Here is a 26,792-nt window from a genome sequence, read left to right on the forward strand (position 1 = left end):
GTTTATAAATGCAAATTGTACATCCCAAATTCAATATCTAATTCGAATCGGTTACAGATTCATAATGAACCAAGTAGCCGTCAATCTTATGCATAGCGGCTCTTTTTGTGTATTACCAATGATCAAGAGGGTATTGATTCTTCAAATGCATATCCTATGAAATAATGAAAAAGCAGGACGTCCTTTATAGGAGGCGTTCTGCTTTTTCTCTCATTTTGTTTCTTTTGCTAAAATCATCAGTGAAGTTAGTTTTAACCCTGCAAAAATTCGATCAATGCTGCATTAAATGATTCAGAATGGGTCGCATTAAATCCATGTGGTCCACCTTCGACAACGACCAGTCGGCTGCCAGGAATGGATTCATGAGTACGTTGTCCACTCACCTCCAAAGGCACGATGGCATCTGAGTCGCCATGGATAACCAGTGTTGGAATGTTAAATTTCTCAAGATCCTGACGGAAATCAGTCAGTGCAAAGGCCGCAATACAATCCAATGTGCCTTTAGGTGAAGCCTGTGCTGCAATATCCCGATTATAGATACGGAATGGTTCGCTCACGAGGTCTGTACGGTCTCCAGCAGCGAAAAAGTTGTTTGTGAAACTATCCAGGAACGCCAACCGATCCGCTTTTACCCCGTTTTGGAATTCTGCAATCGTTGCATCATCCAATCCTCCTTGAGGATTACCTTCGGTTATATAGAGATATGGAGGAACCGCTCCCGCAAACACGGCTTTGGAAACGCGCTCTGTTCCGTAGGTTCCCACATAACGTGCAACTTCGCCGCCACCCATGGAGAATCCGACTAATGTGGCATCACGCAGATCAAGGTGCAGAATCAATTTATGCAAATCCGAAGCGAAAGTATCATAGTCATAACCATCCCAAGGTTGGGAAGACTGACCAAATCCACGACGGTCGTATGTGATAACACGGTAACCCGCTTCAATTAAGGCAGGAACTTGCTTCTCCCAGGATCGTCCACTCAAAGGCCAGCCATGAATCAGAATGATTGGTTTTCCCGCACCATGATCTTCATAATACAATTCAATTGATTGTTCATTCTCAGCGCCTACATTTACTTTACCCATGGAAAATCCCTCCACTAGTTGTTATATTTTTGTTTATACAGAAGCTATTTGGTCCAAAAACATGATTGGGGGATTGTTATGAATCGCCTCTCTTTCTATACCGTTTATATCAGTATAAACCGATCGGTTTATACTTGCAAGTTAAAATTATTACCTTTATCTGAAACCATGTATGGAAAGGATTAAACAAGATGCTAGATGAACCCAATTCAGCTATTCATCATCTCCTAATGAACGATGCTCAACCCGGTGGGGTTGTACTAAAAATCGATCTTCGGAACGAGCATGAGCGCATGAATGAAGGTAAGGATGGGCTTGTAAAACAGTTTTGAAGTGTCTCAATGGAAACATTTGCAATCTGTAATGATTGGATAGCACTAGAAAAAGACGGTCTTCAACAGACCAATGTTTCCACCAGTTTTGCCTTTACTGGGAGATTGTAAGCTGACTCCCGTACCTGAGCAATTATTTTATCGAACAATACGTAATAAGCGACACTACGAAGTTCAAAGGGACTAGGAGTGAGATTATGAAATTATTACTGACTTATGCAGGCGTGAATAACAAAAGCATACACGATGCGTTAGTTGATATGTTGGACAAGCCGATTGGAAGTCTGTTGGTGTACTGGAGCTTACCGCGCTGCCAAGTATCAGCAAAGAACGTTGGGAACTACTGGTTCGAGAGATAGACGTTTTTGCTTATATTTGGTGGGCACGCTCTCTACCTGTATCATTGGATGGCTACTGCTGAAAACTGGGCGGCGCGAATACAAAGTCCGGCGTATGCTATTGATGATCAGACCGCCATCCAAGTGACCAACAGAGCAGTAAAAGTGATTTCAGAAGGCAGGCAAAGAAAAGACTAGGATGTTGAATATGCTATTATCAGTTAAAGGGTACACTTGTGGATAAATTTACCTGTATTAATAATTGCTAATTCATGTAAAATTCATTAATAAATAAGTGAGGAGTACATATGAAAATCATTATTTTGAAAAAAACATTTTTGTGGGTTATTTTTATATCATTGTTAAGTGGCGCTTTAATCATTGATCCAATGAGTTCTTATGCCGCAAATGATGACTATGATGGAAATGACGGAGTAAACGGGTTACTTTCTGAAGGTAGATTATATGCGCCTCTCCGCAGTGTGGCGACGAATTATCAATTCAGATACGATGAACAACTTGATAAATATTTTGATGTAAAAGTAACTTGGAATCAGAAGACAAAAACTGCTTCACTAACTAAAGGCGGCAAGACTTTTAATGCCCACGTGGGTAATGGAGTATTGTTGCAAAATGGCTCGGTGTATGTACAATTTAAAGCTTTAAATAACTTCTTCTATCCGAATGATTCTCTTCAATGGGATAAATCCACTCTGACAGGAAATTCTGAGCACCTTACGGTATACGCACGTCCATTGACAGATCATCAATCATTGACTTTTGCCACAAATTCGATGTCCAAAAAGAAATACTGGATTCAATATCATAAAAATAACGTAGAAATAGGTCTTCCTGAATCACAATATATTCAATGGAATAAAAATCTTACTAAATATAAAGCGGTCTTTCATTCAGACGGGATTAGTGGCGACTATAACTATAGCTACAGTCTTGAAGCTGAGATGACTAAGAAGGGTAATGATTGGACTATTACTTCATTTAATTATTTCGATAATACAAGGATATATTATCCTTAAACCTTACCTGGTCAAACGCTGATTAACTAACATAGAAACAATAACTCAAAAACACTAAGAAAGCAGCTGATCTATGATCGGCTGCTTTATTCATTTTACAAATGATTGTTACGTAAGGAGAGACCAGAGACAGTTTATGACACAACGGGCAGCGATTGTTAATATAAACCATTCCCGTTGGAGGTCCCCCTTAATAACTTTCTGTATGCAAGAGGACTGAGCTTCATCTTTTTTTTGAATGATTCTATAAAATAACTTTGGCTACTGAATCCCATAGATTCAGAGATTTCAGAGATAGCGAGATCTGTGGACTGTAGAAGTTCAACTGCACTGGAAACCCGATATTCCATGAGGTAATCGGATATGGTCATGTGCATCATTTTCTTGAAATAGCGGCAGCACTCTCCTCGACTCACATTGCAATGGGTGGCCATATCGCTTAACGAGAACTTCGAAGAATAATTTGTGTGAAGATATTCAATCATCTTCAGAACTCGAGAGTTGTGATGCTTACGGTTGCCTTCTTCTTCCTTGGACAATAGATTGTTCCATAAAATAATCCAAATATCTTGAACAATCCGCTGCACATTTAATTGAAAAGCCGGGCTATTCTCGGTTTCGTGGTCATAGACCCACTTCATTTGCTCAAATATGGGATGTGTCCATGTATCTTGTATATTGAACTTATGAAAGGTTTCTTTCTTACTCAAAACTGGCAGATAAAAGGTATGTTCGAAGAAACTCCCCTTAAATCCGGTTAACAAGACGGGTTCAAATATGAAAGTGAAGTATTTAACAACTTTAGCATCTTTGTGCGGCTTTAACGTGTGTAACCGTCCAGGCAAGATTAAGAATCCATCCCCAACTTCCATGGTTTCTTCACGTTCGAGGACGGTCACATGAATACTCCCCTCTAAAACAATAGAAATCTCTACAGCAGTTTGCTTATGCCAGTTTACGAATCCACCCACATATTCACTTAAATCATCACGGGAAAGTAAAAAAGGAAAATACGGATTCAATTTAATTGTGCTGTTTAGATCCTCATCGACAGGAATAATAAGATTTTTGATTGGGTTCACCACATTCCGTTTTCCGTTAACACTCAAATAACATTCCGTTAATAAAGTGATATTTTCAATCAATAATTATATATAAAGCGTTAACAAATATCAATAAAATTGAATTTACATGGGAATTGGAGAATTTTCAAAAGGAGGATTGTTTATTAGGTGAGAATGTAGAAAGGGAGTTACGCATGGATCGAAGTCAGACAGCAAAATTAACAAAGGACCCCATATCCAAGTTACTACTTAGCTTTTGTTCCCAAACCACAATGTCTGTTATGTTATACAGTTTTCAATCGCTTATCAACACATATTTTGTTGCAGTAGGTGTTGGTGCTTATGCGGCAGGTGCTGTTGCACTATCCACTCCCATCATGTTAATTATCGGTTCTTTTGCGAGTACTGTTGGGGCAGGTGGTGCTTCCATGATATCCAGAGCATTAGGCAAGAATGATCCAGAGAAAGCGGCCTCAACGGTTGCCAATACATTATTATTCTTCTGGATGATTTCGTCCGTGTTCTCCGTTTTGGGCTTGGTGTTGTTGAATCCATTGTTAGAGCTACTAGCAGTAGATGATGTCTTGATGCCTTATGCTAAAGGATATACAGAAATCATACTGATCGGCGCTGTAACAGCAACTGGTTTTTCCTCACTCATTCGGGCAGAAGGAAACATTCGATTTTCGATCTATCAATGGACGGTTTCTGCACTCGTGAACTTGATTTTAGATCCCTTGTTTATCTTCTACTTTGATATGGGGGTCGAAGGTGCTGCGCTAGCCACTGTGATTTCTCAAATGGTTTCCATGGGTTTATGTATGTATTACTATTTCCTATCCAAAAGGCATGTTTTTTCGATATACCGACGTCATTTTCGGGTAAAGCCATCACTCATGGGAGAGATTCTTAGTATTGGTTCTCCCGCACTGTTAACTCAATTATGTAACAGTATTTTTTTAATTGCGATTAATCACAGACTTGGAGCTCTCGGTGGTCCAGAGGCAATAAGTGCGTTTGGTATCGTTAGCCGCTTAAGATCTTTTTTATTTATGCCCATTAGCGGAATTGTACAGGGTTTGCAACCGATTATCGGTTTTAATTACGCCGCTGGATTAAACAAAAGGGTGAAGGAAGGAATACGTCTTTCCATGTTAGCTACAATACTATATGGTCTGGTCATAATGCTTCTTTGTATCCTTATACCCAGAGAATTGATTCGTATTTTTATTCATGAAGAACACATTATTTCAATCGGTATACCAGCTTTGCAATCCATCGCTTTATCGTTTCCATTCATGGGAGCTCTAACCATTACAGCTGCCTATTTTCAATCTACGGGAAAAGCTTTGTTTGCTTTTGCTCTTCCAATAATGAGTGTAGTGCTAATTTCGATACCAACATTATATATGTTGTCCTGGTTATTTGAATTACAGGGCTTATGGCTTACCTATTTGGTTTCAGATGGAATTACGTTCTTCATGGCAATCTTCTTTTTACAGCTTATCTTGAAACGTCAGAATGAAAATGAAAATACAAAGGAGAAATGATAACATGCTCAGTAATACGAAAAGTATTTTGTCACGGGAAACGATCGAGAGGATTGTCCGAGAAAATTTCGGGAAGGATGTTGTGGTTGAAGATATTACGGAATTGACAGAAGGTTGGTTTAATGCCATATATGTTTTATCTTTTGCTGGGGAAGGTGTACTCGGGTATACAGAATTGGTGTTGAAGACAGGTGTAGAATCCTCTAAATACGTACTTTCCTATGAGCAGGATATCATGCGTGCAGAGATACTCGTGTACAGCCTACTAGAGGATACCATTGTTCCCATTCCCAAGATTATCACAAAAGACTTTAGTAAATCATTAGTCGATTTAGATTACTGCTTTATGGAGAAGCTTCAGGGAAGCAATTGGATGAAATTGGACGATCAGATAACGCCGGAAAACAAGGAGAAATTAATTGCTGAATTTGCGAGGTATACGGCTGCACTGCACAATGTCAAAGGTGATTTTTTCGGATATCTAAAGGATGACAAGCAGTTTCAGTTTTCTGATTGGAGCTCAGCCTTCAAAGGGATGATGAACTCACTGATTCAGGATGGGCGCGAACAAGGACTAGACCTGCCGTACGATGCTATCATGATTGCATTTGAACCGCTATGGGAAATTTTAAATGAAATCACGGTGCCTTCTCTTGTAAACTTCGACATGTGGAGTAAAAATATTATGCTGGCTGAAAAAGAAGGGGAATATTATATTGATGCTATGATCGACCATGAGCGTGCATTTTTTGGTGACCCCTATGCCGAATTTATCTCTAGTGCAACCATCTGTGGAGATATATTAAATAGCCAAACCTTCATGGAGAACTATAGTTTAATATCCGGAAAACCATTTACATTTACACGTAATGATAGAATTAGATTGTATATGTACAACCTATATTTGACCTTGCTTATGGGGGTAGAAGTTTACCGTTATAGTGAGGAAGATAAGAAGCAGCGTATGGAATACTGCAATTGGAAAATTCCTAATGATTTGATGGAGTTGAGAGAATTTCTCTCAAGCTAAATAAATCTGTTTTTTTCTATCACATATGGTGGATTGAGAAACTGGAATCTATGAAAACACACATCGGCTATCCTGAGGCACTCAATCAGGTGTATTCGCAAATGCGTATCAAAGACGGTGCATTTCTTGACATTATGTCAGTTTGATTCGACTCCTTACAGATGACAATCTACGCAGTTGTGGACAGAAAGTAAACCCTATTGATGTCACTGAATGGGAACCCTGATTCGGATGTCAGAGAAGTCCGTTTCACTCAGATAAGATTTGATTTCTATCCCATGAAAATCTTTTTTTGTCGCTACAGGTGTCGCATTGGAATACTTGCAGTGCAGTGGATCCTGGAGATTTAGTGCACTCGAAGACACATACGTAAGAAATTTCATTATTCTTTAATTAGATTATCTCCAAAAGGGATGTGGATACCCTTAGAGAAAAAGTAACATTGAAAACTTTAGATAGCGCTATAAAACAAAGAGAGCAGCCGATTAGGCTAATAACTAACCAGAGGAGAAGAAGTAATATGTGTGACAAGACAACGCAAAAAAGATCACTTCATGTAACACACAAGAATTATGAGATAGGCGGGAATTGTACATTTTTTCGGGGAAAGATCTTTATTATGTATATAGGAAATGATAAGCGGGGCTTATACAATAACATTAGAGATTGTAAACGCTTGCTTTAAATTGTGAGGATGCAATCAATTAATTATGGTAATCGCCGGATATTTGAGCGCTATTCCTGAACCGAGTGCGGGAATGCCTACATGCCGGACGATGAGGCGCCTCCCGTGTTCGCGTGCCTCGGCCAGCGGCTTTACCGGCGTCTGCCTGGGGCTGCACGCCTTGGGCAATGGTACAGAGAACGCCAGACCTGCTTATGATGAAGGATTCTATTATTCCAATACCAAAAGGAGATGCCGCCTTATGAATCAACAACAACTACCTAAACCCCACCAGCCGCTCGTAACCCACATTTTCACTGCGGACCCGTCCGTCCATGTCTACGAGGGCAAAATCTACATCTATCCTTCCCATGACCTCGATCATGACGAGCCTAGCAACGATAACGGCGACCAGTATAAAATGGAAGACTATCATGTCCTCTCGATGAACAACTTCGATTCCCCGGTGGTCGATCATGGGGAAGCGTTGCATCTGAGAGATATTCCGTGGGCCTCCAAGCAGCTCTGGGCACCCGATGCCGCTTATAAGAACAATACCTATTACCTGTTCTTCCCGGCACGGGATCATGACGGCATCTTCCGTCTGGGTGTGGCAACATCAGACTCTCCGGCAGGCCCGTTCATGCCGCAGCCGAATTATATGGAAGGCAGCTTCAGTATCGATCCGGCTGTACTCGTGGATGACGACAATCAGTCATACATCTATTTCGGCGGACTCTGGGGCGGCCAGTTGGAGAAATGGCAGACCGGCAGCTTCATGCCAGATGCAGAAGGACCGGCTCCAGAACAGCCAGCGCTTGGACCGCAAGTTGCACGGCTTAGCGACGATATGCTGTCCTTCCAGGGCAAGCCTGCCGAGATATCAATTGTCGATGAAGACGGGAATCCGATTCTGGCAGGGGATGAGGAACGGAGATATTTTGAAGGCCCATGGATGCATAAATATAACGGCTATTACTACCTGTCCTACTCTACAGGAACCACGCATAAGCTCGTATATGCGATCGGCAAGAACCCAATGGGACCATTCACGTTCAAGGGCGAGATTCTCTCTCCGGTCATCGGCTGGACAACCCACCATTCCATTGTGCAAGTTGAAGACAAGTGGTATCTGTTCTATCACGACAGCTCCCTGTCGGAAGGCGTCAACCACAAGCGCTGCGTTAAATATTCCGAGCTGAAATACAACGAAGACGGAACGATTCAGAAGATCAATCCATATCCGGGTTCCGAGTAAGTTAGCCGGTTAGCGGAAACAAATAAGATTACAAGATAATGCATAACATGGGGCAGTTCCTGACGGGGCTGCTTTTTTGACAGGAGGATCAGTTGTGTCACTCAAACTTGGATATACTATTATATAACACAACCGTATCCACATCCATCGCGTGATTTTCCATAATGATACAAACATTCGGGGCAATAAACACGTTGTCTCCAATCGTAATAATTTCGCTGTCCATAAGCTTGCAGTTGAGATTAATGAAGCAATTATTGCCCAACTTGGTTTTATACCCATAAGTCCAAAAAAGTTGCTGCTCCACAACACAATTTTGTCCGACCTTCCCGAACAATTCGATTATAACGGAATACCGTAGATTGCGTTCCAATGGGTGTAGGTTGTTGTAGTCGTGAAGTTTCTTAACCGTGACATCACGGTCCGCAGCAAGCTCTGGGTCACTAGGTTGGTACATCAAGCCAGCATGTAATGTTTCCTTTTCAGTCATTTAAAACATCTCGTAACATATTTGATTTTCTCTCCGTAATTCTATGATTCCAGTGAAAAATGTGCCATTTCGTCATGTTCAATACTATAGATATAATTGTAAAATAAAACCTTTAATTCCATTTTTATATAATTTGTGCTATGAAAACAACATGATCTCATGTTCCTTCAGTAGAGGAGTCTAAAGTCTGAAAACTATTATTCTTACACTTTTTGTGAAAATTAGGGGTTGCTATAATGGCGTGCATTTCTTAAAACTTTAAAAACTTTCTTCATGTCGATCCTCCGGAATTCGCTTTTGATGATGTGTGATGTATTTTATTCGGTTGGCATGTATCGTTTCAGATACTCGTTTACCTTATCAATATATTTGGCATAAAGCTTATTGTCATTTTGCAGACCGTGCCCTGAATGGGGAAACTCGAGATAATCATGCGGAACTTTTTTTTCCTCTAATGCGCTGATCAAATGTTGTACTGCTCCGAATGGAGCTACCTTATCGTGTTTTCCATAGGCAGCCAGTGTGGGTACGTGTCAAGGGAAGATGAGTTGCACGGGAATAATGGCGTTCTTAGGAGAATACATATCTTCCATCTGTTCACGTAACAGCTTGACTGCTGTTCGTGCCATTTCCTGTTCATCCTGCTGCACATAAGCTACGCCAGAAAGATGTGGATTATCGAAAGATAGCAAATCGATATTGGAGTGATCGTTCAGACGACGGATAGCGGTCGATGTAAGGCGTGCTGTTTCTTCAGTCAAGGAGAAGGCTGCCGAAATTCCACTGTGGTTCTGCAAGAAGTTGCTTACATATTCCAATGCATGCTCGCTGCGTAGAATGTTGAGAGGGATGTGACACCACAAGCTCTTGTCAATCGAGATACCTTGATCTGTATATGCCTGCTCGAAGCCAAGCGTGCGATCCTCGACGGCTGTATTGGCATTTTCAGGTGAGATGAGCGCAATCTGCTGATGACTCTTGGATAACAAATGGGATACAGCCTTATACGCACCGCCGTAATTGTCGGATGTAATGGTGTACGTCTCAATGTTGCGCAGATAGCGGTCGATGAACACACACGGAAATTTGTCGAGCGACAGACGCAGCAATGATTCGTTGTACTTCTCATCTTCCGTCGGAAAAACGATCAGCCCCTTCACACCGAGTTCCGTTAGTGTACGGATGACGTTTGTTTCGATAGAGGAGGACTCTCGCGTGATGCTAAGTACCATGTTGAGGCCGGCTTCTTGAAGGAATTGTTCTGTGTAGTCCACGAGCTTTTGAATGACACGGGTTCTCATCGTCGGAATGATGAAGCCGATGAGCGGTATGGAGGACGCGCTGCCTTGGGATGGTGGAGAATGGATGCTAGAACCAACAAGACTTGAAGAGACGAATGAGCCTTTGCCTTGTATGCGTATAATTAATCCTTCGTCAGCTAGTGAGGTTAGGGCGTTCTTGACGGTTATTTTACTTACTCTGAATTCGTCCATTAGTTCTTGTTCAGAAGGAATGCGGTCTGTGGGCCGAAGCTGCCCGGATTTAATTTTCTGTGTAATATTTTCTCGAATTTGTTTGTAGAGCGCCAGCTTTTTCAAAGAGTAGCATCTCCCCATAAACTTTATGATTTTATAATCAATTGGTTATATAAAGCTTATTTCATATATATTATAATACGGCATGTAAAGCGCTTACAATATGAAATCTGAGAAATTGTTGCGAAGGGGTCTTTTATTTGAACGGTTAGAATGATGTTGAGAATGGTGGTGCTGAGATGGATTGAAACCGCTTAAATTAACAGAACTAACTAGTCAGCCGACTTTTCAAATGCATAACACAAAAAGAGAGGATGACGAACAAATGAAAAAACGCAGTATGTTAATCTCCATCGTTACAGTCCTTATGATGTCCCTTTTTTTTACGGCATGTGGTAACCCTTCTGATTCAAATACGGAAACACAGCAATTAGGCGCTAATGCCGGTGAGAACGCAACAGAATTGTCGTTTTGGACATTTGTGGATTTGCACGGCAAGCATTTGGATAAAATGCTGGGCTTATGGAACGAAGAGAACCCAGACAAACAGATTAAGTTGAACGTAACGGTTATGCCTTACGATGATATGCACAACAAGCTTTTATTGGCAGTTACAAGCGGAAAAGGTGCTCCTGATATCGCGGATATCGAGCTTGGTCAATTCCCTAAATTCCTGGAAGGTGACAACGTTCCACTGGAATCTTTAAATGATGTATTTGCACCATACAAAGACGTTGTTGTTCCTTCGCGTGTCGAGATTTACTCCAAAGCCGATCAGGTTTATGGCTTTGATTATCACGTAGGTGCGACGCTTGCTTTCTACAACACTGAAATTCTCGAACAAGCCGGTGTTGACTACAAGAAAATCATAACGTGGGAAGATTACAAACAAGCAGGTATCAAGGTTTATGAAAAGACTGGCAAGTACTTAGGTACTGCTGATACATCTGCTACGTGGCAAGCATCGTTGCTGTTAGCTCAGCAAAACACTGATTTTACAGATGAAAATGGTAATCCAAAAGTGAACTCACCTGAAATGATTAAAGCCTATGAAATGTTAGTTGATCTGCAGAAGAACAATGTTATTCATACGATCCCAGGCGGACAACCCGACACAGAAGAAGCAAAAGGCGAATACAACAAAGGCAACTACGCAAGTGCATTGATGCCTGAGTGGTACATGTCCCGCTTTGTAAACGAAATGAAAGACCTTAACGGTAAGTATGCAATTGCTCCATTGCCTGTATTTGAAGAAGGTAATCCTCGTTCCGTTGGCTTAGGCGGTACTGGCACAGTTGTTACGAAGAGTGGTAAAGACGTTCAATTGGCCAAAGAATTTGTAGCCTTTGCCAAGCTTTCGAAAGAAGCTACGACTGAAATCTGGAATACACTTGGTTTTGACCCAATCAACATGGAAGTATGGAAAGATGATGCAGTAACGAAAAACCCTGATAATGAATACGTCCAATACTTTAAAACAAATGCATTTGATACTTTGAATGAAATCAAGGACGAAATTCAAGCGATCAAGTCCGTTAAAGCTTCACCGACCATTGGCAATATATTCAATACGGTTACTTTGAACGCCATCTTTGAAGATGGTCAAGACGTGAAGGAAGCGTTGGATGAAGCACAAGCAGCAATTGAACAAGAATTGAAATAAATATAATAAGTAAATGATTTGATTAAACCTGTCGGCAGGTATAGTAGTCGGCAGGTTTAACCTTAGTCAAGGGAGATTGAGAATATGATAAAGAAATTTGTATACTCTCAAAAAGTGGCGCCTTATGTTTTTGTGTTGCCATTTATACTTATATTTTTGATATTCTGGTTTTTTCCGCTTGTAAATTCATTCGTAATGAGCTTTCAAGATCGGATGCTGGGACAGGATCCGAAATGGATTGGAGAAGCGAATTATTCGAAATTACTTACGGATAAAGTGTTTTTGACATCTATTAAAAATAGCGTTGTGTACATGTTGGGGACCTTAGTGCTGTTAATTCCTTTCCCAATGTTATTCGCCGTTATGATCAACAGTAAGTTAATGAAGGGAAGAGAATTTTTTAAATCTTCGTTCTTTCTCCCTGCATTGACTTCTGTCGCAGTTGCGGGTACCATTTTCCGCCTTACATTCGGTGAAATGGAAGGTTCATTAATGAATAGTTTCCTGGGTCTATTTGGTATAGAGCCTATTAAATTTTTGAAAGACGGAAATTGGAGTATGGCAGCACTGTTAATCCTCGCATGTTGGAGATGGACTGGCGTAAATATGCTTTACTATCTATCCGGTTTGAAAAGCATTGACAATGAGTATTATGAGGCTGCTTCAATTGACGGGGCATCTGCTTGGCAGAAGTTTAGAACGATCACAATGCCATTATTGAAGCCGACCACGGTATATGTTACGACAATTAGTGTTTATGCAGGTTTAGCCATGTTTACCGAGAGCCTCATGATGTTTAACGGTAACAATTCACCCAAAAATATTGGCTTAACCATTGTTGGATACCTCTATAGACAAGGGATTGAGCAGAACAAGCTGGGTTACGCAGCTGCAGTTGGTATCATTCTGTTAGTCATTGCTATGGTTATCAATTTAACGCAGTTGAAATTTAGTGGAATGTTCAAAAAGGAGGAGGATTAAAGTGGGCAGAAGTCAGACGAGGAGTGATTTCATCTCTAGAACAGTAATCATTTGTTTATTCATTATACTATTCGTTATAATTATGATCCCATTCTACGCAGTGGCCCTATCTTCCTTTAAACCAGGTGAATCATTAGTTAGATATGGTCTTAACCTCAGTTTGGATTTTGAAATCATGAGTTTTGATAATTTCATCTATTTGTTTACTGGACAACATGATTATTTTGTGTGGTTTTGGAACAGTATGATTTTAACAATCGTTCAAGTGGTTTTAACCCTTTTTGTAAGCGCATTTGTAGCTTATGGTTTTGCAGCATATGATTTTAAAGGTAAGAACTTCCTCTTTATATGTGTTTTGCTCATTATGATGGTGCCTTTCGAAATACTGCTGGTTCCTTTGTACAGCTTAATTAATGATTTGGGAATGGTGAATAGCTATTCGGCAATCATTCTGCCCGGTATAGCCAATGCCGCGACAATATTTTTCTTCAGGCAGTATCTACGAAGCATACCCAAAGAGATTATTCAATCCGGGCGGGTTGATGGCGCAAACGAGTATGCGATTTATTTTAGATTAATTATGCCGATTATGAAGCCATCCTTTGCGGCAATGGCCATTCTGAATGGTATGAATAGCTGGAATAATCTGTTGTGGCCTTTCATGGTGCTCGGAGATCAGAGTAAATATACATTGCCCATCGGTTTGAAAACGTTGTTAACTCCTTATGGCAATAACTATGATCTATTGATCGTGGGCTCGTTCTTCTCCATCATTCCAATTTTCATACTGTTCATAGCTTTCCAGAAATACTTCATAGACGGTATGACTGCAGGTGCTGTTAAAGGGTAGCATATATTATGATGAAACAGGTGATACGATGGAAATCCAACAACGAGCGTCACACGATATTCAACCATTAATTGAGCAGAGAGCTGATCCTTTTATTTACCGACATTCGGACGGTTATTATTACTTCGTAGCCTCCGTTCCGGAGTATGATCGAATTGAAATTCGTAGAGCCCGGAACATTGAGCAGCTTGTTACATCAACTCCTGTAGTGATCTGGATAAAGCGCGAGACGGGTATTCTTAGTGCCAATATTTGGGCACCCGAACTGCATTTTATTGATGACAAATGGTACGTGTATTTCGCTGCCGCACACACGACGGAAACGAATGAAGGCTTGTTCGACCATCGGATGTACGTGCTAGAGAATGAAAATGCCAATCCGCTCGAAGGCAGCTGGATGGAAAGAGGCCAGGTTCGTACCGAATGGGAAAGCTTCGCCCTTGATGCCACTACCTTTGAGCATAATGGCAGCCGTTATTACGTATGGGCACAAAAGGATCCGAATATCGAAGGTAACTCTAATCTGTATATATCCAAAATGAGCAATCCATGGACGCTGACTGGGCCGCAAACGATGATTTCGATGCCGGAATATGACTGGGAAATCATTGGTTATAAAGTGAACGAAGGCGCGGCATTTATTCGCAAGGATAATCGGGTATTCCTCTCTTACTCGGCTAGCGCCACCGATTTCAATTATTGCATGGGCTTACTTGAAGCCGATGCGGATGCTGATTTGCTCGATGCCGCCTCATGGCGCAAGTCGCAAGCAGCGGTTTTCTCGACAGATGAGAGTATCTCAATGTATGGTCCCGGTCATAATTCCTTCACGGTGTCAGAGGACGGCGAAGACACGCTATTTGTGTTCCACGCAAGAACGTACAAAAACATTATAGGAGATCCGCTGTACGATCCGAATCGCCATACATTTGTGACGGAGCTTTTGTGGACGGCTGACGGCAAACCCGATTTCCGCGGCTCTGTTGCAGCACTTGCTCGTTCTGTACAGTGAATGAGTGTACCAACAAGGTTGATTGATGGATTTGAGTTCGTTTATCCAACTTGCCGATCCAGTTATCCCGGAAAATCATATCAAATAACAAAAAAAAGTCGCTGATCAATAGGATCGGCGGCTTTTCTTTTTACATATTGTAAGTTAAAATACTTACATAACGAAACCCAGTTTCATCTAACGAAATAACCCCCCCTTAGTTTGTATTGTTGTAGTAACTGAGTGACTCAACATAATATTGGAGGTATTTATGGAATTTATAACAGCAACTGTAGAGCACCTTCCTGCAATTGTCCAATTATTAGCGGACGATGAATTCGGTATTACCCGAGAGCGTTATGAAATGCCATTACCCAAAGAATACATTGAGGCGTTTGCAAAAATTGAACAACAGATCGGCAATTCCTTAATTGTTGCTATAGATAATGATGTAGTTGTAGGTTGTCTTCAGCTTACGATTATTCCTGGCATATCAAGATTAGGGGCAACACGAGGACAGATTGAGGGTGTTCGTGTGGACAAGAATTATCGAAGCAAAGGCGTTGGCGAGGAGCTATTTCGCTATGCTATCAACCAGGCAAAAACGTTGGGGTGCACTTTGATTCAACTGACAACAGATAAACAACGTAAAGGTGCTCATAAATTCTATGAACGACTTGGATTTATTGCTAGTCATGATGGTATGAAACTTGTACTCAGTAAATAAAAGATAGGTTAAGCCGACGGGTAACGTTAGCTCAATAAAACACAGAAAGCAGCCGATCATTGAAATTGGCTGCTTTTATTCAATGATCGGGCATATTCCTATTGAAGTCGCTAAATTTGCGGCTTTTTTTATGTTATCGGTACAAGTTTTAGTCCATGCCAAGGATAAGAACTTCTATCAATTGACGGGATGGACAAGAAACTTTGTCCGATTACCGTTTAGAAGTACATCTAAAGAATAAAGATGTAAATTAAATCTTAACCGGCAGCTTAAATTCTGCACAGTGTTCAAATTTCTTATGGGTCAAACAACTAGATAAGATACAAAAACGGGATTTGAGTCACTTACAGCTAGACGACCTGTAAGGGGTAAGTTTCTGATTTGTTAGAAGGCTAGCATATGACAAGGTTGTAATTATGTAAATTTCAGTTGGAAATGATGATTTCGCCCTGATGTAATGATTTGTAAAATAAGGTTATCAAAGAACAAGGAGAGGTTCCCATGACAAAGCCGGACGTCACGCACCATCCACAGACCTCAGGTTATAGCCATAAAATCAACGATCCATTCTGGTCGCATTATATTGAACTGGTCCGCAACGTAGTTGTTCCTTATCAATGGGAAGCGCTCAATGACCGTATCGAAGGAGCTGAACCAAGCCGGGCCATTCGGAATTTCCGCATTGCTGCTGGGGATGAAGAGGGCGTTCATTATGGCATGGTATTTCAGGATAGCGATGTTGCGAAATGGATTGAAGCAGCTTCGTACCTGCTCTCCGCGAAGCCCGACCCGGAACTGGAAGTCCTCGTGGATTCCGTTATTGAGACCATAGCTCGGGCACAGCAAGCTGATGGCTATTTGAACACGTACTTCACCCTGCGTGAACCTGGCGCGCGCTGGACGAACCTCGCCGAGTGTCATGAACTCTATTGTGCAGGACATATGATTGAGGCTGGTGTGGCGTACTATCATGCCACGGGCAAGCGCACGCTGCTGGATGTGGTTATTCGCCTGGCGGATCATATAGGCACCGTGTTTGGTACAGAGCCGGGACAATTGCCAGGTTATGATGGACATCAGGAGATTGAACTTGCACTCTTCAAATTGTATGAGACGACAAAGGAAGAGAAATATCTGGAACTGAGCCGTTATTTTTTGGACCAGCGGGGAGCGAGTCCTCATTTTTTTGTAGAAGAATGGGAGCAAAGGGGCCGTACCATACATTTTGGCGAGTTGGACATGGTTCACCGACACACATACTCCCAGTCCCATCTGCCCATTAGGGAGCAGTCGACAGCAGAAGGGCATGCGGTTCGACTGGTTTACATGTGCTCAGCTATGGCAGATGTAGCTGCGAAGACGGAGGATATACCGCTGAAAGAAGCCTGTGAACGGTTGTGGCGCAACATCGTAAGCAAGCGAATGTACATTACGGGAAGCATTGGTTCATCAGCCAAAGAAGAAGCATTTACAGGCGATTATGATCTGCCGGGAGATACCGCTTACGCAGAGACCTGTGCCTCAATTGGCCTGATCTTTTGGACGAAGCGCATGCTGCAGATGGAGCAGGATAGCCGGTACGCAGATGTTATGGAGCGGGCCCTGTACAATACGGTGATTAGTGGAATGTCCCTGGATGGTCAACGTTTCTTCTATGTGAATCCGCTTGAAGTCGATCCAGGGATTCAACGTGTGAATCCTAATTATGCCCACGTGCGAACACGCCGGCAAGGGTGGTTTGGTTGTGCCTGCTGTCCGCCAAACATTGCGCGATTAATTGCCTCATTGGATCAATATGTATTTACCCCGGTTGTGGAACAGGCTACGTTGTATGTGCAATTGTACATCGGCGGGGAAGGGAGATTCACACTTCAGGGTAGGAGAGCAGCCCTAACCATGGACTCTGAATATACCTCCACCGGAGATGTGAAGCTGATCGTTCGGCCCGATTCCCCAGAGGGAATGCAGTTTACGATAGCTCTGAGAAAGCCGGACTGGTGCAAGATTCCCGAGCTGTGGATTAATGGGGAGAAGACCGAACAGGATGGGTTTATTTTTGAATGCGGTTACATAAAAGTGACCCGTACGTGGAGAGCTGGTGATGAGATCAAGCTTCACTTCCCAATGGAGTTGCTGCGTATGAAAGGGCATGATCACATCAAAGCCACTTTCGGAAAAGTAGCCATTCAGCGGGGACCGTTTATGTACTGTCTCGAAGAAGTCGACAATGGCCGAGGATTGCATCGCATTCAGCTGCCTCGTGATGCCGAGTTTCATATCGGTAGCGAGGAACGGATGCCTCTGGGGGTTCCGGCACTTACAACCATTGGGCAGCGCATAGTATTCCATGAAGACTGGGGAATACATCTGTATCGCAGTGATGTTCGCTGGGATACACAGCCTGCCGAGCTTCGGTTCATTCCATACTTCACTTGGGCCAATCGGGATGAAGGAGAAATGAGCGTTTGGATTCAGGAGAGCGAATAAGAAGAAGACTACTAGTGCTGCTGTAAAAAGGTAGGCAAAAAGGAAAGCGCCCGATAGACCCAGAATGCGCGCTGCAGGATAACGCGATCTTTGGTGAGCGGACACTTCATATTTTTCACGGCAACAGTTCTGATTGAGTCAGTCTATTTATCTGAGTTGGTAAACTTGCTGCGGAAGTTGGAAGGAGAGATGCCCTCTTTTCTCGAGAAACAGGAAGAGAAGTAGGATACATGATTGAAGCCGATCTCTTCGGCAATGCGAGCAACAGACCATGCGGTTTGCAGCAGCAGCTTTTTGGCCTGTTCGATTCTGTAATGCAGCAGATATTCCATGGGGGTCATGCCATACACTTTCAGCATGCTGCGTGCGAGATAGTTTGGATGGTAGTTGAGTTCCTTTTGCAGCATCGGATTGGAGATCGGTAGCGGGTAATTGTGGCGGATGTAGAGTTCAACTTTCTCGGCAATCCGGATGGCAGCAACGTCGGAAAGTGAAGACAGCCCGAGGTCCAGATGCTGCATAAATTGCTGGAAGGTCGCCTGTCGTTTCCAATTGCGCATGGACTGAGGCTCCTGATCAAGCTGAGAGAAATGCTCCAGCAGTTCCATGTCTTTGGATGCAATGTGCAAATGTTTGGGAATGAAAATGGAACAGACATCACAGTGGTTCAGATATGCGCTCACCTTATGTGTCTCAATTAATTCGGCTTGATTGGCGAGGCATTCGTCCATGTTGGCAGACTCTCTCCAGCTGCCATAGGTTTGAAAATGAATCCAGATCATTTCCGTTTCCGCCTTACAGGCTGCGCTGCCGTAATGGTGTCCATCCGGCTTAAGGATCAGTGCTTCTCCTTGGTTCAGAAGCCATTCTGTCCCGTTCTCGTTAATGGCAAGCGAACCGCGTGTAACGACAATTAGATCAAAGACACCGATGTCACTGCGGCTAATGTGATATTCACCGGCTTCGTAACAAGCACGTCCGCAATCAATAAAATAGGGAATGGGCGGGGTGATGAAATGAAGGATGGGCGAGTCCAATCCGGCACCTCCGAACAGGTTGAAAAATTTAAAATCCATGTTGGCATCGAGCATTTATTTTTTATGATACAGCAAGTAACATGGAAAATAAAGCGCTTACGTAATTCGGTTTTAACCTTAACCGGATTCAGGATTAGAACCTGATCTTCACTCTTTAGAGTTTCTACTTTAGACGAAAGAATGAACGTCATTTTCGATGGATCGGTCAAAGGTATTTCGTAGAAGAAACTATACTTACCGGTTTAAGAGAATTAAACCCCTAATGGATATGATCACATATATACAGGAGGTTATAATGACAATGATTTCGAAGAAGTGGAAGCCGCTTATGATCGCGCTGCTCCTGGCATTTTCAAGTCTGCCGCTGCAGGTTAGCGCTTTGCCTGGGGCCGCGAAGGCTGCGGTAAAGACCGGTATCTCCAATGCCAGCCTGTCGGCCAAAGTCGGTGACTTAGGTCAGATTGAGGAGCTCTATATCAACAACAATCCTACCAATAAACAGGGGAAGCCAATCAATTTCGTCCTGCCTAACACTACATCGCCGCAGAATGGTACCCAGCACCAATGGATGGGAGAAATGATCTTCTCCTACCGTACGGGTGCCAATGGACAATTCCCTGATAACAGGGACGGCTTTGTAGAAGTTGATACCAATAAAACATTGGCTGCCGGCGGATCTACACAAGTTTCGACCATTAATCCGGATAACCCCTATATGAACAAGACCGCATCAGCAAACGGCAAGAAGGTAGAAGTCAACTTTATTGGACAGAACCTGAATTCTACAGACCAGCGGGTAATGAAGGGCTTCGATGTAAAATCCGTTTTTGATATGGAGACCGATGACGGTTCAATGCTTTGGGAAATTACGGTGAAGAACAAAAGTAATCAGTATATCGAATTCGGGGATATCGGCTTGCCGATGCCATGGAATAACAAATATCAGACCTTATCCGATACCTATGATGACCGTGTGACGGTGCATCATTTCGCAGGTGCTGACAGTGGGTATTCTTATGCCATCCGCACCAGTGGTGAGGGAAACTTTATGCTCTTCACTCCGGTGCCGGAAAGCGGCGCTCGAATCGAGTATGTGGATTATTGGATGCATGAAGCAGGAGAGCGACGTGCTGCTGACACCTTTAAAAACTGGACAGGAGACAGTGGCGGCTGGTATCCGGGGCTGAACGTGCTCTATATTCACTCCAAAGAAATCCAGAAAACGGGACGCGGTTACTTCACTGATGCTTCCAGCCTCGTACTGGGACCGGATGAGTCCAAGACGTATAAGTTTAAATTCTCAGCAGTCCGTGGAGGAGACAACACGCCGCAGGAAAGTGCCCAAAGCCCAAATAACAGTTCGACCTCGATGGAAGACCGTGAAGCCAATCTCCGGTCCATCCTGTATAAATCAGGCATGATTGATGCCGTAGCGGTGCCGGGCTTCCAGACTGCAATCAATATGCCTGTCAAGTTAGACCTGCACTATGACGACAGTATCGTTGATGTGCGATCCATCGATATTCAAAATGTGGCAGAGAATGATCCGTTTGATGAAGCGCATATTCCGGATATCAAGCCTGGGAAGAGCAGGCAGGAAATGGTTGACAACTCGCGGGCCGGACGTGGACTGCCTGACGGGAACCCTGGCTACAACGAGTCGGTTGAGTTTGTGGAGACCAAAATCGTAAATGGGGAACAGCATCACATCTATTCGCTTCAGTTTGATTCGATCGGCAATAACAGCGTGCGTATCGAATATAAGCTGAAGGACGGCAACGAATGGGTGGATAAATTCACTCAATTTGAATTCAATGTTCTAGCCGAGCTGGATGCAATATCGGATACCCACTCCGAATTCATGGTCGAGCAGACACAGGACATGAACCCGAAAAGTCCGACTTATGGTAACTATTTCGATTGGTATCTTTCAAGCGGCAAGGATCTCAACATTAATCATTGGGGAGATGACTGGAGCCATGACAACATCAACTTCATGACAATGAAGAACTACCTGGCTCCAAGTCCAGACGAAATTCGCTCTATCGAGACCTATCTGATCGACTTCATGTGGGAACGATACATGAAGAATACTCAGGAGAGCTACATCGTTGCGAACTGGCTAAAAGATTCTGGAGCGTACACCGACAAAGATAAGCCTTATACACGTACGTTCTCCGAAATCATGGAAGCTACCGGATTTTTTAATATGTACCGGATTCAGAAGGCTTATCCTAATCTGATCGAGTACCGGGAATCGCCTCAGTTTTATCTGGAGAAAGCTTATAACATCTACTATAAGCGCGTTTCCACCGGGGCCATCGGATTCTATGGCGAGCAGCAAATCCCGGATATGATTGAAGCACTGAAGGAAGAGGGAATGCAGACCGAGTCAGCCAATCTGCAGAAAAAGTTCGCTCTCGACAAGGGACGGAATATGACTAGAGCCACTTATCCTTACGGGTCGGAATTTGAATATGACAATACTGGCGAAGAAGGGGCTTATGCAGCAGCGAAGGCACTGCGCACGTACTATCCAGCAGACGCACTTACAGGTGCAGCTGAGAAAAGTATGGAAATGGCCGATTGGAAAACACGTGCCATGCGCGGTATTCAGCCTACCTGGTTCCATTATTCCGTGCCCGTTTTCCGCGGCGGTGAAGGCTGGTGGAATTTCCAATATACTGCGTCTCTAGCAGGATACATTATGGATGACTGGTTAAGGTATGAGAATGATGGCAGATCGGTGGAGCAGAAGGCCATTGCACAGCAGCGAAATTATGCCGCGAAGATTTCGAACTTCAATGCCGTCAATATGGGACAGATTTCGGCTAATTCAGTTGGCAGTACCTCTTGGAGATATTCGATGTATAAAGGAGGCACAGGTACGAAGGACGTATACGATGGCGGCTCACGTGTCATGAGTAACGGCTGGAATGATTTTTCGGGCGAATCGGAAGAAGGCCTCTATGGTTCCCTTCTCAGCATCAGCTCCGATATTGTTACAGATCCGATATTCGGGCTGTTCGGTTATGGAGCGCTGGTGAGTGACGAAGGAGACAGCTACAACATTACGCCGAAAGACGGTTTCGGCAAGCGGATCAATCTGATCGATGAGAAAATCTATTTGGAACTGGAAAGCGATAAAGTAGAAAGCGCGCAAATTCAAAAAGATGGTAAGGGTTTTACGCTTCAGCTCCTGAATCCATCAGGGAAAGAGCATACGTCACGAATTTTGTTCGATGGAGTGGGGATGGAGAATGGCTACTATACCATGAAGCTGAATGGTGCAGTTGCCGGACAGTTCTATGTTCAGAATAATGAAGGCGTTGCCATGTTTCAGATGGGCAGCGCGCAGCGTGCTGAATTGATCATTGAAAAGTCAGCCAGCGGTGAAAATGAAGCTCCGCAAATTACTGTAGAGCTGGCGACACAATACCCACAGGCGTTGATTCCATTTATGCTGAATGGGATTGTAACCGATGATGGCGCGCCTGAAGGGACTCTGTCTTATCAATGGGAAGTGGTCAGTGCCCCGGAAGGCGCCAAGCTAACCTTTACTCATCCCAAAGCAAGCATTACACAGGCTACGGGTACCAAAGCAGGCTCATATACAGTTAAGCTTAGCGCAAGTGATGGACAACGGACTGGCTCCAGCCAGGTCATCTTCGAGCTGGCTTCACCGCCAGATAAACAGCCTCCAGCAATTGGCCAAGTAACAGCGGTTCAGGATGTTACCAATAACAGTATCGTAGTATTGTCCGGGGAGGCCATTCCTGACCCTGTGCATAGCGAGGCAGAAGAACCCCAGTTGAATTACACTTGGGCCGTCAAGCAAAAGCCTGAAGGTTCAGCGGATATTTCATTTGTGGATGGTGACAAAGCAGCAGCCTATGCGCGTGTAAGCACGGCAGGCACCTACGTGTTTACCTTCAGTGCGGCGGACGGAGACAAGAAGGCCAGCAAGGACATAACGATAGAGGTTAAGGAAGATACCGTTGACGTTTACAGGGCACTCAGCGTTGTCACCAAGAAGGATATTGAACCAGAACTTCCTAGACAAATCTATATCCTGTCAGAGGAAGGGTATCTAGAGCAGGAAATCACTTGGGATGCTATAGATCCAAGCAGCTATGCTAGTGTAGGCCAATTTGAAGCCAGAGGAACGGTCAATGGAAGTGCTTTGGAGGTATGGGCTACCATACATGTCGTGAATACTGAGCTGCAAAATGCGGCGCTGACAGCCAAGGCTTCCGCTAGCTTCTCTGGTGGCGACGGTTATCCGGAAGCGATGAATAACGGCATTGAACCTAAAAGCTCGGCAGATTTCTCGCCGAACCGGGGTGCCCCCAACAGTGCATGGCATAACTGGGGTAGAGAAGGAGATCCGGCATGGGTGACGTATGAATGGGATCAGCCATTCCTGGCCTCGTCCATGGATGTATATGTATTTCAAGACAACGGCGGGAACTTCCGTCCGAAGGATATGCAGCTTATGCTTCGCGGCGAAGATGGGAAATGGTATACTCCGCGGGACATAAAGGGATTGGGCAACGAACTTAATAAATACAATACATCGACCTTTGAGCCAGCATATATTACAGGTGTTCGTATGGACATGAAGCCTTCCGTCAATGGCAGCGGTATTCTGGAATGGAAGGTATACGGCTATACCGGAGCGGTAGATAAGTCAGAGCTGATCAAGGTCTATAACTATGTAAATATATTAAATGCTTCGAACCTTGCCGATCCAGGGCTTGCGCCAATCGAAGCGGCGAAGACAGAAGCGTCTGCTGTGATCAAGAATACGAATGCCACAGACGAAGAAGTTACCCTGGCGCTTGAGAAGTTGCTGACGGATTTGCATCTGCTGAGTCCGAGAGACGGCAATATGGCTTTCCTCGCGAATGCTTCTTCCAGCTACACCTCACCTTGGGAGAGTCTGGCGGCAGTGAATGATGGAAGGAAGGATAGTAACAACATTTCGCATTGGGGAACCTGGGGTCATGAAGGCGCAGAGGAGTGGGTGCAATATGAATGGCCGCAGGGTGCATCTATACGAAGTTCGAATCTGGTGCTGTGGTCAGATGGCGGCGGAATCAAGCCGCCTACCCAAATTGTATATTCCTACATCCCGGCGGATAGCGCAACTGATGAATGGGTAACAGCGGGAACGGTTACGGAGGGTATCAAAGTGGTTGAACATACTCCAGCGGAATCTTCCAATCCGTACACGTTTGACTCGGTGCTGAATGTAAAGGCAGTGCGAGTAACCCTGACCAAGCAATCGCGGGCAGGCGATAACGGTGTAGGCCTATGGGAATGGGAAGTTCACCAGGCCATATCCAGTCCTGATCGTGAGGCTCCGGTAACACCGGCCGGTGTGGCACCGTCCATTACTGATGGAGATGACGGCAAACTGATCGGTGTGACAACAGAAATGGAGTATAAGAAGGAAGGTGAAGAAGAATATATTACAATTGCAGGAATTGAGGTCACAGGTCTCACCACCGGTAAATATTATGTCCGGTATATGAAGAACGGTTCGCTGAGCGCCAGCCTGGATAAGGAAGTCGTTATTCCGAAAGGGCAGACACAGGAGCAGGTTGCACCCGATGCGAGTGGTTGGGTGATCTCACACGCCAATTCGGATACCGGCATAAAAGGCAGAATTGAGGGCTTGAATGATACGATGGAACACCGGAAGCTGGGTGAAGAGGACTACACGCGTGTTACAGGTTCAAGTATCAACGATCTTGAGCCTGGCAGCTATCAGATCCGTTATGCAGCCACAGACAGCCTAAAGGCAAGTCCTCCGGTAACTGTGGACATTCGCAATGAAGCCAAGGCAGACAGAGAGGCACCAACAGCGGAAGGACTCGTCATTATCCCACCTACCGCAGCAGGCGGGATTGATGGCAGAATTGAAAATGTGACTGTCGATATGGAGTACCGAAAGGCGGATCAAGGTGGTTACATGCCGGTTAGTGGAACCAGCATTGAAGGCCTCGAGGCCGGCAGCTATGAGCTCCGGTACGCCGGAACGGATATGAGCAATCCAAGTCCTGCTATCCTGATCGTTGTGCCTGACGGAACCAAGCAGGAGCAAAGTCCGCCGTCCAGTGCAGAGGTCAAGGCTGTAAATGTCAGTGCATCCGGAGCCAAGGATGGTAAGATCACTGGTGTAAGTCCTGTAATGGAATACCGGCAAGCGGGAGTGGACGCTGGCAGCTGGAATGCGATCACAGGCACAGAAGTTACAGGTCTTGGTAACGGAATCTACGAAGTAAGATATAAAGAAACGGCAACTCATTATGCAAGCCAATCCCTTACTGTCGTTATCAACGATCCAGTTGTCAATCCAGAACCACCGACGGAAACACCGCCGTCAACAAATGCACCTGTGTCAGTGACCACACCTTCACCGGCTCCTGAAAACATCAAAGTCGAAGGGAATTGGATTAAGATTGTGGCACCAAAGACGGATACCAAAACCGGTAAAGCTAAAGGAGCACCCATCCGGCAGGAAGACCTTAACAAGGCTCTGGAGCATGCAAAGGCAGATAGCAGTAATGTTAAAACAATCATGGTGGACATTCCGAAAGCAGAGGGAGCCAATTCCTATGCGGTTGAGCTTCCTGCAGCTGCACTAGCCGCAGCGCATGCCAACATCAAGATTGAGATTAATACGGAATTGGGAACCGTTGCAGTACCTTCTAATGTGCTTAAGTATGTATCAGGTGCCAACAATGTGGAACTGTCACTGAGCCGGCTAGATACGGTCAAGCTTCATTCAGAAGTAAAATCAGTGATAGCCAGCAGACCTGTTATTGCATTCGCTGTTCAATTAGATGGAGAAGAAATGGCAACCTTGAATGCACCGGCTGAAATCAGACTGCCTTATACCCCTGATGTTGAAGAATTGGCCAATTCCAAATACCTTACAGTTTCGTACGTGGCTGCAAACAGTACATTTGTTCAGCTACTGAACGGCAAATACGACAGTTCTCTACAAGCCATGGTTTTTCCAGCGGCAAACACAGGTCAATATGCAGTTGTTTATACGAAGAAGTTTTTCAATGATGTCATCAAGGATTCGTGGTACGCATCAGCGGTTGAAACAATGGCGTCCAAAGGATTCATCGACGGGACATCGGCAACAAGCTTTAGTCCCGGGCAAAAGGTCACAAGAGGTCAGTATCTAGCCTGGTTGGTAAGGACACTGGATCTCAAAGCAGAGTTCAACAACACCTTCAGTGATATGAAGCAAACAGACCTATATTATGAGGAAATCGGAATCGCGAAAGCACTCGGGATCGCCCTGGGCACGAACGGCAACTTCTATCCGGAAACGGATATTGCTAGACAAGATTTGGCTGTGCTGACCATGCGGGCTTTGCAGGCAGTGGGCAAATCCGAGCAGAGCGGTACAGCTGAGGACCTCAAGAGATTTACAGATGCGGCAAATGTAGCAAAGTACGCAGTTGATGACATGGCTGCAATGGTTAACATGGGTTTCATAAACGGACGAAGCCATGTCACCCTGAGTCCTGGCGGAACGACAACCAGAGCAGAAGCTGCTCAGGTTCTGCATAAGATTTTCTTGCAATTATAATTAAAGAAACCGACCTTGATCCTGTTTTATTCAGGATCAAGGTCGGTTTCTTTTT

The 26,792-nt window shown here is 44.1% G+C and carries 17 protein-coding genes and 1 pseudogene; 12 read left to right on the forward strand and 6 right to left on the reverse strand.

Translation table 11 applies throughout. The features are described 5' to 3' along the window. Positions 1 to 251: 251 nt before the first annotated feature. Positions 252 to 1,088, reverse strand: a complete 837-nt coding sequence (locus tag ACTHPG_RS10980) for an alpha/beta fold hydrolase (protein WP_440389312.1) — start codon at positions 1,086 to 1,088, stop codon at positions 252 to 254. Positions 1,089 to 1,617: 529 nt separating this feature from the next. On the opposite strand from ACTHPG_RS10980, the pseudogene ACTHPG_RS10985 reads away from it, so the two are divergent. Both ACTHPG_RS10985 and ACTHPG_RS10990 read left to right on the forward strand, forming a co-directional pair. After that, a pseudogene (locus tag ACTHPG_RS10985) lies at positions 1,618 to 1,956 on the forward strand (hypothetical protein). 110 nt (positions 1,957 to 2,066) lie between these two features. Continuing rightward, entirely contained in the window at positions 2,067 to 2,795 is a 729-nt protein-coding gene (locus tag ACTHPG_RS10990; RefSeq protein WP_440389314.1) for a stalk domain-containing protein, read from the forward strand. 158 nt (positions 2,796 to 2,953) lie between these two features. Here ACTHPG_RS10990 and ACTHPG_RS10995 read toward each other — a convergent pair whose 3' ends face one another. Beyond that, the gene (locus ACTHPG_RS10995) at positions 2,954 to 3,877 is read right to left on the reverse strand and encodes a helix-turn-helix domain-containing protein (RefSeq protein ID WP_440389316.1); all 924 of its coding nucleotides are present in this window, start codon (positions 3,875 to 3,877) and stop codon (positions 2,954 to 2,956) included. A 176-nt stretch (positions 3,878 to 4,053) separates the two neighbouring features. Between ACTHPG_RS10995 and ACTHPG_RS11000 the strand changes: the two genes are divergently transcribed. The 3 genes from ACTHPG_RS11000 (at position 4,054) to ACTHPG_RS11010 (ending at position 8,361) form a co-directional block, all read left to right on the forward strand. Further along, positions 4,054 to 5,409 (forward strand): MATE family efflux transporter, encoded by a 1,356-nt coding sequence (locus ACTHPG_RS11000; protein ID WP_440389318.1) that lies wholly within the window; start codon positions 4,054 to 4,056, stop codon positions 5,407 to 5,409. A gap of 4 nt (positions 5,410 to 5,413) precedes the next feature. After that, on the forward strand, positions 5,414 to 6,439 hold the full coding sequence (locus tag ACTHPG_RS11005; protein WP_440389320.1) for a phosphotransferase family protein: 1,026 nt from the start codon (positions 5,414 to 5,416) through the stop codon (positions 6,437 to 6,439). Positions 6,440 to 7,365: 926 nt separating this feature from the next. Next, positions 7,366 to 8,361, forward strand: coding sequence for a glycoside hydrolase family 43 protein (locus ACTHPG_RS11010; protein WP_440389322.1), 996 nt, complete (start codon positions 7,366 to 7,368; stop codon positions 8,359 to 8,361). A 97-nt stretch (positions 8,362 to 8,458) separates the two neighbouring features. Here the strand turns inward: ACTHPG_RS11010 and ACTHPG_RS11015 are convergent, their stop codons facing one another. The 3 genes from ACTHPG_RS11015 to ACTHPG_RS11025 form a co-directional block, all read right to left on the reverse strand. After that, complete coding sequence (locus ACTHPG_RS11015) at positions 8,459 to 8,851, reverse strand: maltose acetyltransferase domain-containing protein (protein ID WP_440389324.1); 393 nt, start codon at positions 8,849 to 8,851, stop codon at positions 8,459 to 8,461. Between the two features lie 317 nt (positions 8,852 to 9,168). Beyond that, the gene (locus tag ACTHPG_RS11020) at positions 9,169 to 9,372 is read right to left on the reverse strand and encodes a prolyl oligopeptidase family serine peptidase (protein WP_440390223.1); all 204 of its coding nucleotides are present in this window, start codon (positions 9,370 to 9,372) and stop codon (positions 9,169 to 9,171) included. 12 nt (positions 9,373 to 9,384) lie between these two features. Next, positions 9,385 to 10,449, reverse strand: coding sequence for a GntR family transcriptional regulator (locus ACTHPG_RS11025; protein WP_440389326.1), 1,065 nt, complete (start codon positions 10,447 to 10,449; stop codon positions 9,385 to 9,387). Positions 10,450 to 10,711: 262 nt separating this feature from the next. Here ACTHPG_RS11025 and ACTHPG_RS11030 point away from each other — a divergent pair, with 262 nt between their 5' ends. The 6 genes from ACTHPG_RS11030 to ACTHPG_RS11055 all read left to right on the forward strand — a co-directional run bounded on the left by ACTHPG_RS11030 (position 10,712) and on the right by ACTHPG_RS11055 (position 18,085). Then, entirely contained in the window at positions 10,712 to 12,049 is a 1,338-nt protein-coding gene (locus ACTHPG_RS11030; RefSeq protein ID WP_440389328.1) for an ABC transporter substrate-binding protein, read from the forward strand. An 84-nt stretch (positions 12,050 to 12,133) separates the two neighbouring features. Continuing rightward, on the forward strand, positions 12,134 to 13,030 hold the full coding sequence (locus ACTHPG_RS11035) for a carbohydrate ABC transporter permease (RefSeq protein WP_221821455.1): 897 nt from the start codon (positions 12,134 to 12,136) through the stop codon (positions 13,028 to 13,030). Positions 13,031 to 13,061: 31 nt separating this feature from the next. Next, positions 13,062 to 13,880, forward strand: a complete 819-nt coding sequence (locus ACTHPG_RS11040) for a carbohydrate ABC transporter permease (protein WP_440390224.1) — start codon at positions 13,062 to 13,064, stop codon at positions 13,878 to 13,880. 28 nt (positions 13,881 to 13,908) lie between these two features. Then, positions 13,909 to 14,892 (forward strand): glycoside hydrolase family 43 protein, encoded by a 984-nt coding sequence (locus tag ACTHPG_RS11045; protein ID WP_440389330.1) that lies wholly within the window; start codon positions 13,909 to 13,911, stop codon positions 14,890 to 14,892. Between the two features lie 250 nt (positions 14,893 to 15,142). Then, entirely contained in the window at positions 15,143 to 15,598 is a 456-nt protein-coding gene (locus ACTHPG_RS11050; protein ID WP_440389332.1) for a GNAT family N-acetyltransferase, read from the forward strand. A gap of 501 nt (positions 15,599 to 16,099) precedes the next feature. Further along, a complete protein-coding gene (locus ACTHPG_RS11055; RefSeq protein WP_440389334.1) occupies positions 16,100 to 18,085 on the forward strand; it encodes a glycoside hydrolase family 127 protein in 1,986 nt (661 codons plus the stop codon). A gap of 143 nt (positions 18,086 to 18,228) precedes the next feature. Here the strand turns inward: ACTHPG_RS11055 and ACTHPG_RS11060 are convergent, their stop codons facing one another. Continuing rightward, entirely contained in the window at positions 18,229 to 19,122 is an 894-nt protein-coding gene (locus tag ACTHPG_RS11060) for a helix-turn-helix domain-containing protein (protein ID WP_440389335.1), read from the reverse strand. A gap of 295 nt (positions 19,123 to 19,417) precedes the next feature. On the opposite strand from ACTHPG_RS11060, the gene ACTHPG_RS11065 reads away from it, so the two are divergent. After that, entirely contained in the window at positions 19,418 to 26,737 is a 7,320-nt protein-coding gene (locus ACTHPG_RS11065) for a DUF5695 domain-containing protein (RefSeq protein ID WP_440389337.1), read from the forward strand. The last annotated feature ends 55 nt before the right edge of the window (positions 26,738 to 26,792 follow it).

This window comes from Paenibacillus sp. SAF-068 (assembly GCF_051967555.1).
Lineage (GTDB): Bacteria > Bacillota > Bacilli > Paenibacillales > Paenibacillaceae > Paenibacillus.

Coding starts and splice junctions, on each gene's coding strand:
- ACTHPG_RS10980 (WP_440389312.1), bottom strand. CDS start 1,088: ATGGGTAAAGTAAATGTAGGCGCTGAGAATGAACAATCAATTGAATTG.
- ACTHPG_RS10990 (WP_440389314.1), top strand. CDS start 2,067: ATGAAAATCATTATTTTGAAAAAAACATTTTTGTGGGTTATTTTTATA.
- ACTHPG_RS11000 (WP_440389318.1), top strand. CDS start 4,054: ATGGATCGAAGTCAGACAGCAAAATTAACAAAGGACCCCATATCCAAG.
- ACTHPG_RS11005 (WP_440389320.1), top strand. CDS start 5,414: ATGCTCAGTAATACGAAAAGTATTTTGTCACGGGAAACGATCGAGAGG.
- ACTHPG_RS11010 (WP_440389322.1), top strand. CDS start 7,366: ATGAATCAACAACAACTACCTAAACCCCACCAGCCGCTCGTAACCCAC.
- ACTHPG_RS11015 (WP_440389324.1), bottom strand. CDS start 8,851: ATGACTGAAAAGGAAACATTACATGCTGGCTTGATGTACCAACCTAGT.
- ACTHPG_RS11030 (WP_440389328.1), top strand. CDS start 10,712: ATGAAAAAACGCAGTATGTTAATCTCCATCGTTACAGTCCTTATGATG.
- ACTHPG_RS11035 (WP_221821455.1), top strand. CDS start 12,134: ATGATAAAGAAATTTGTATACTCTCAAAAAGTGGCGCCTTATGTTTTT.
- ACTHPG_RS11045 (WP_440389330.1), top strand. CDS start 13,909: ATGGAAATCCAACAACGAGCGTCACACGATATTCAACCATTAATTGAG.
- ACTHPG_RS11050 (WP_440389332.1), top strand. CDS start 15,143: ATGGAATTTATAACAGCAACTGTAGAGCACCTTCCTGCAATTGTCCAA.
- ACTHPG_RS11055 (WP_440389334.1), top strand. CDS start 16,100: ATGACAAAGCCGGACGTCACGCACCATCCACAGACCTCAGGTTATAGC.
- ACTHPG_RS11065 (WP_440389337.1), top strand. CDS start 19,418: ATGACAATGATTTCGAAGAAGTGGAAGCCGCTTATGATCGCGCTGCTC.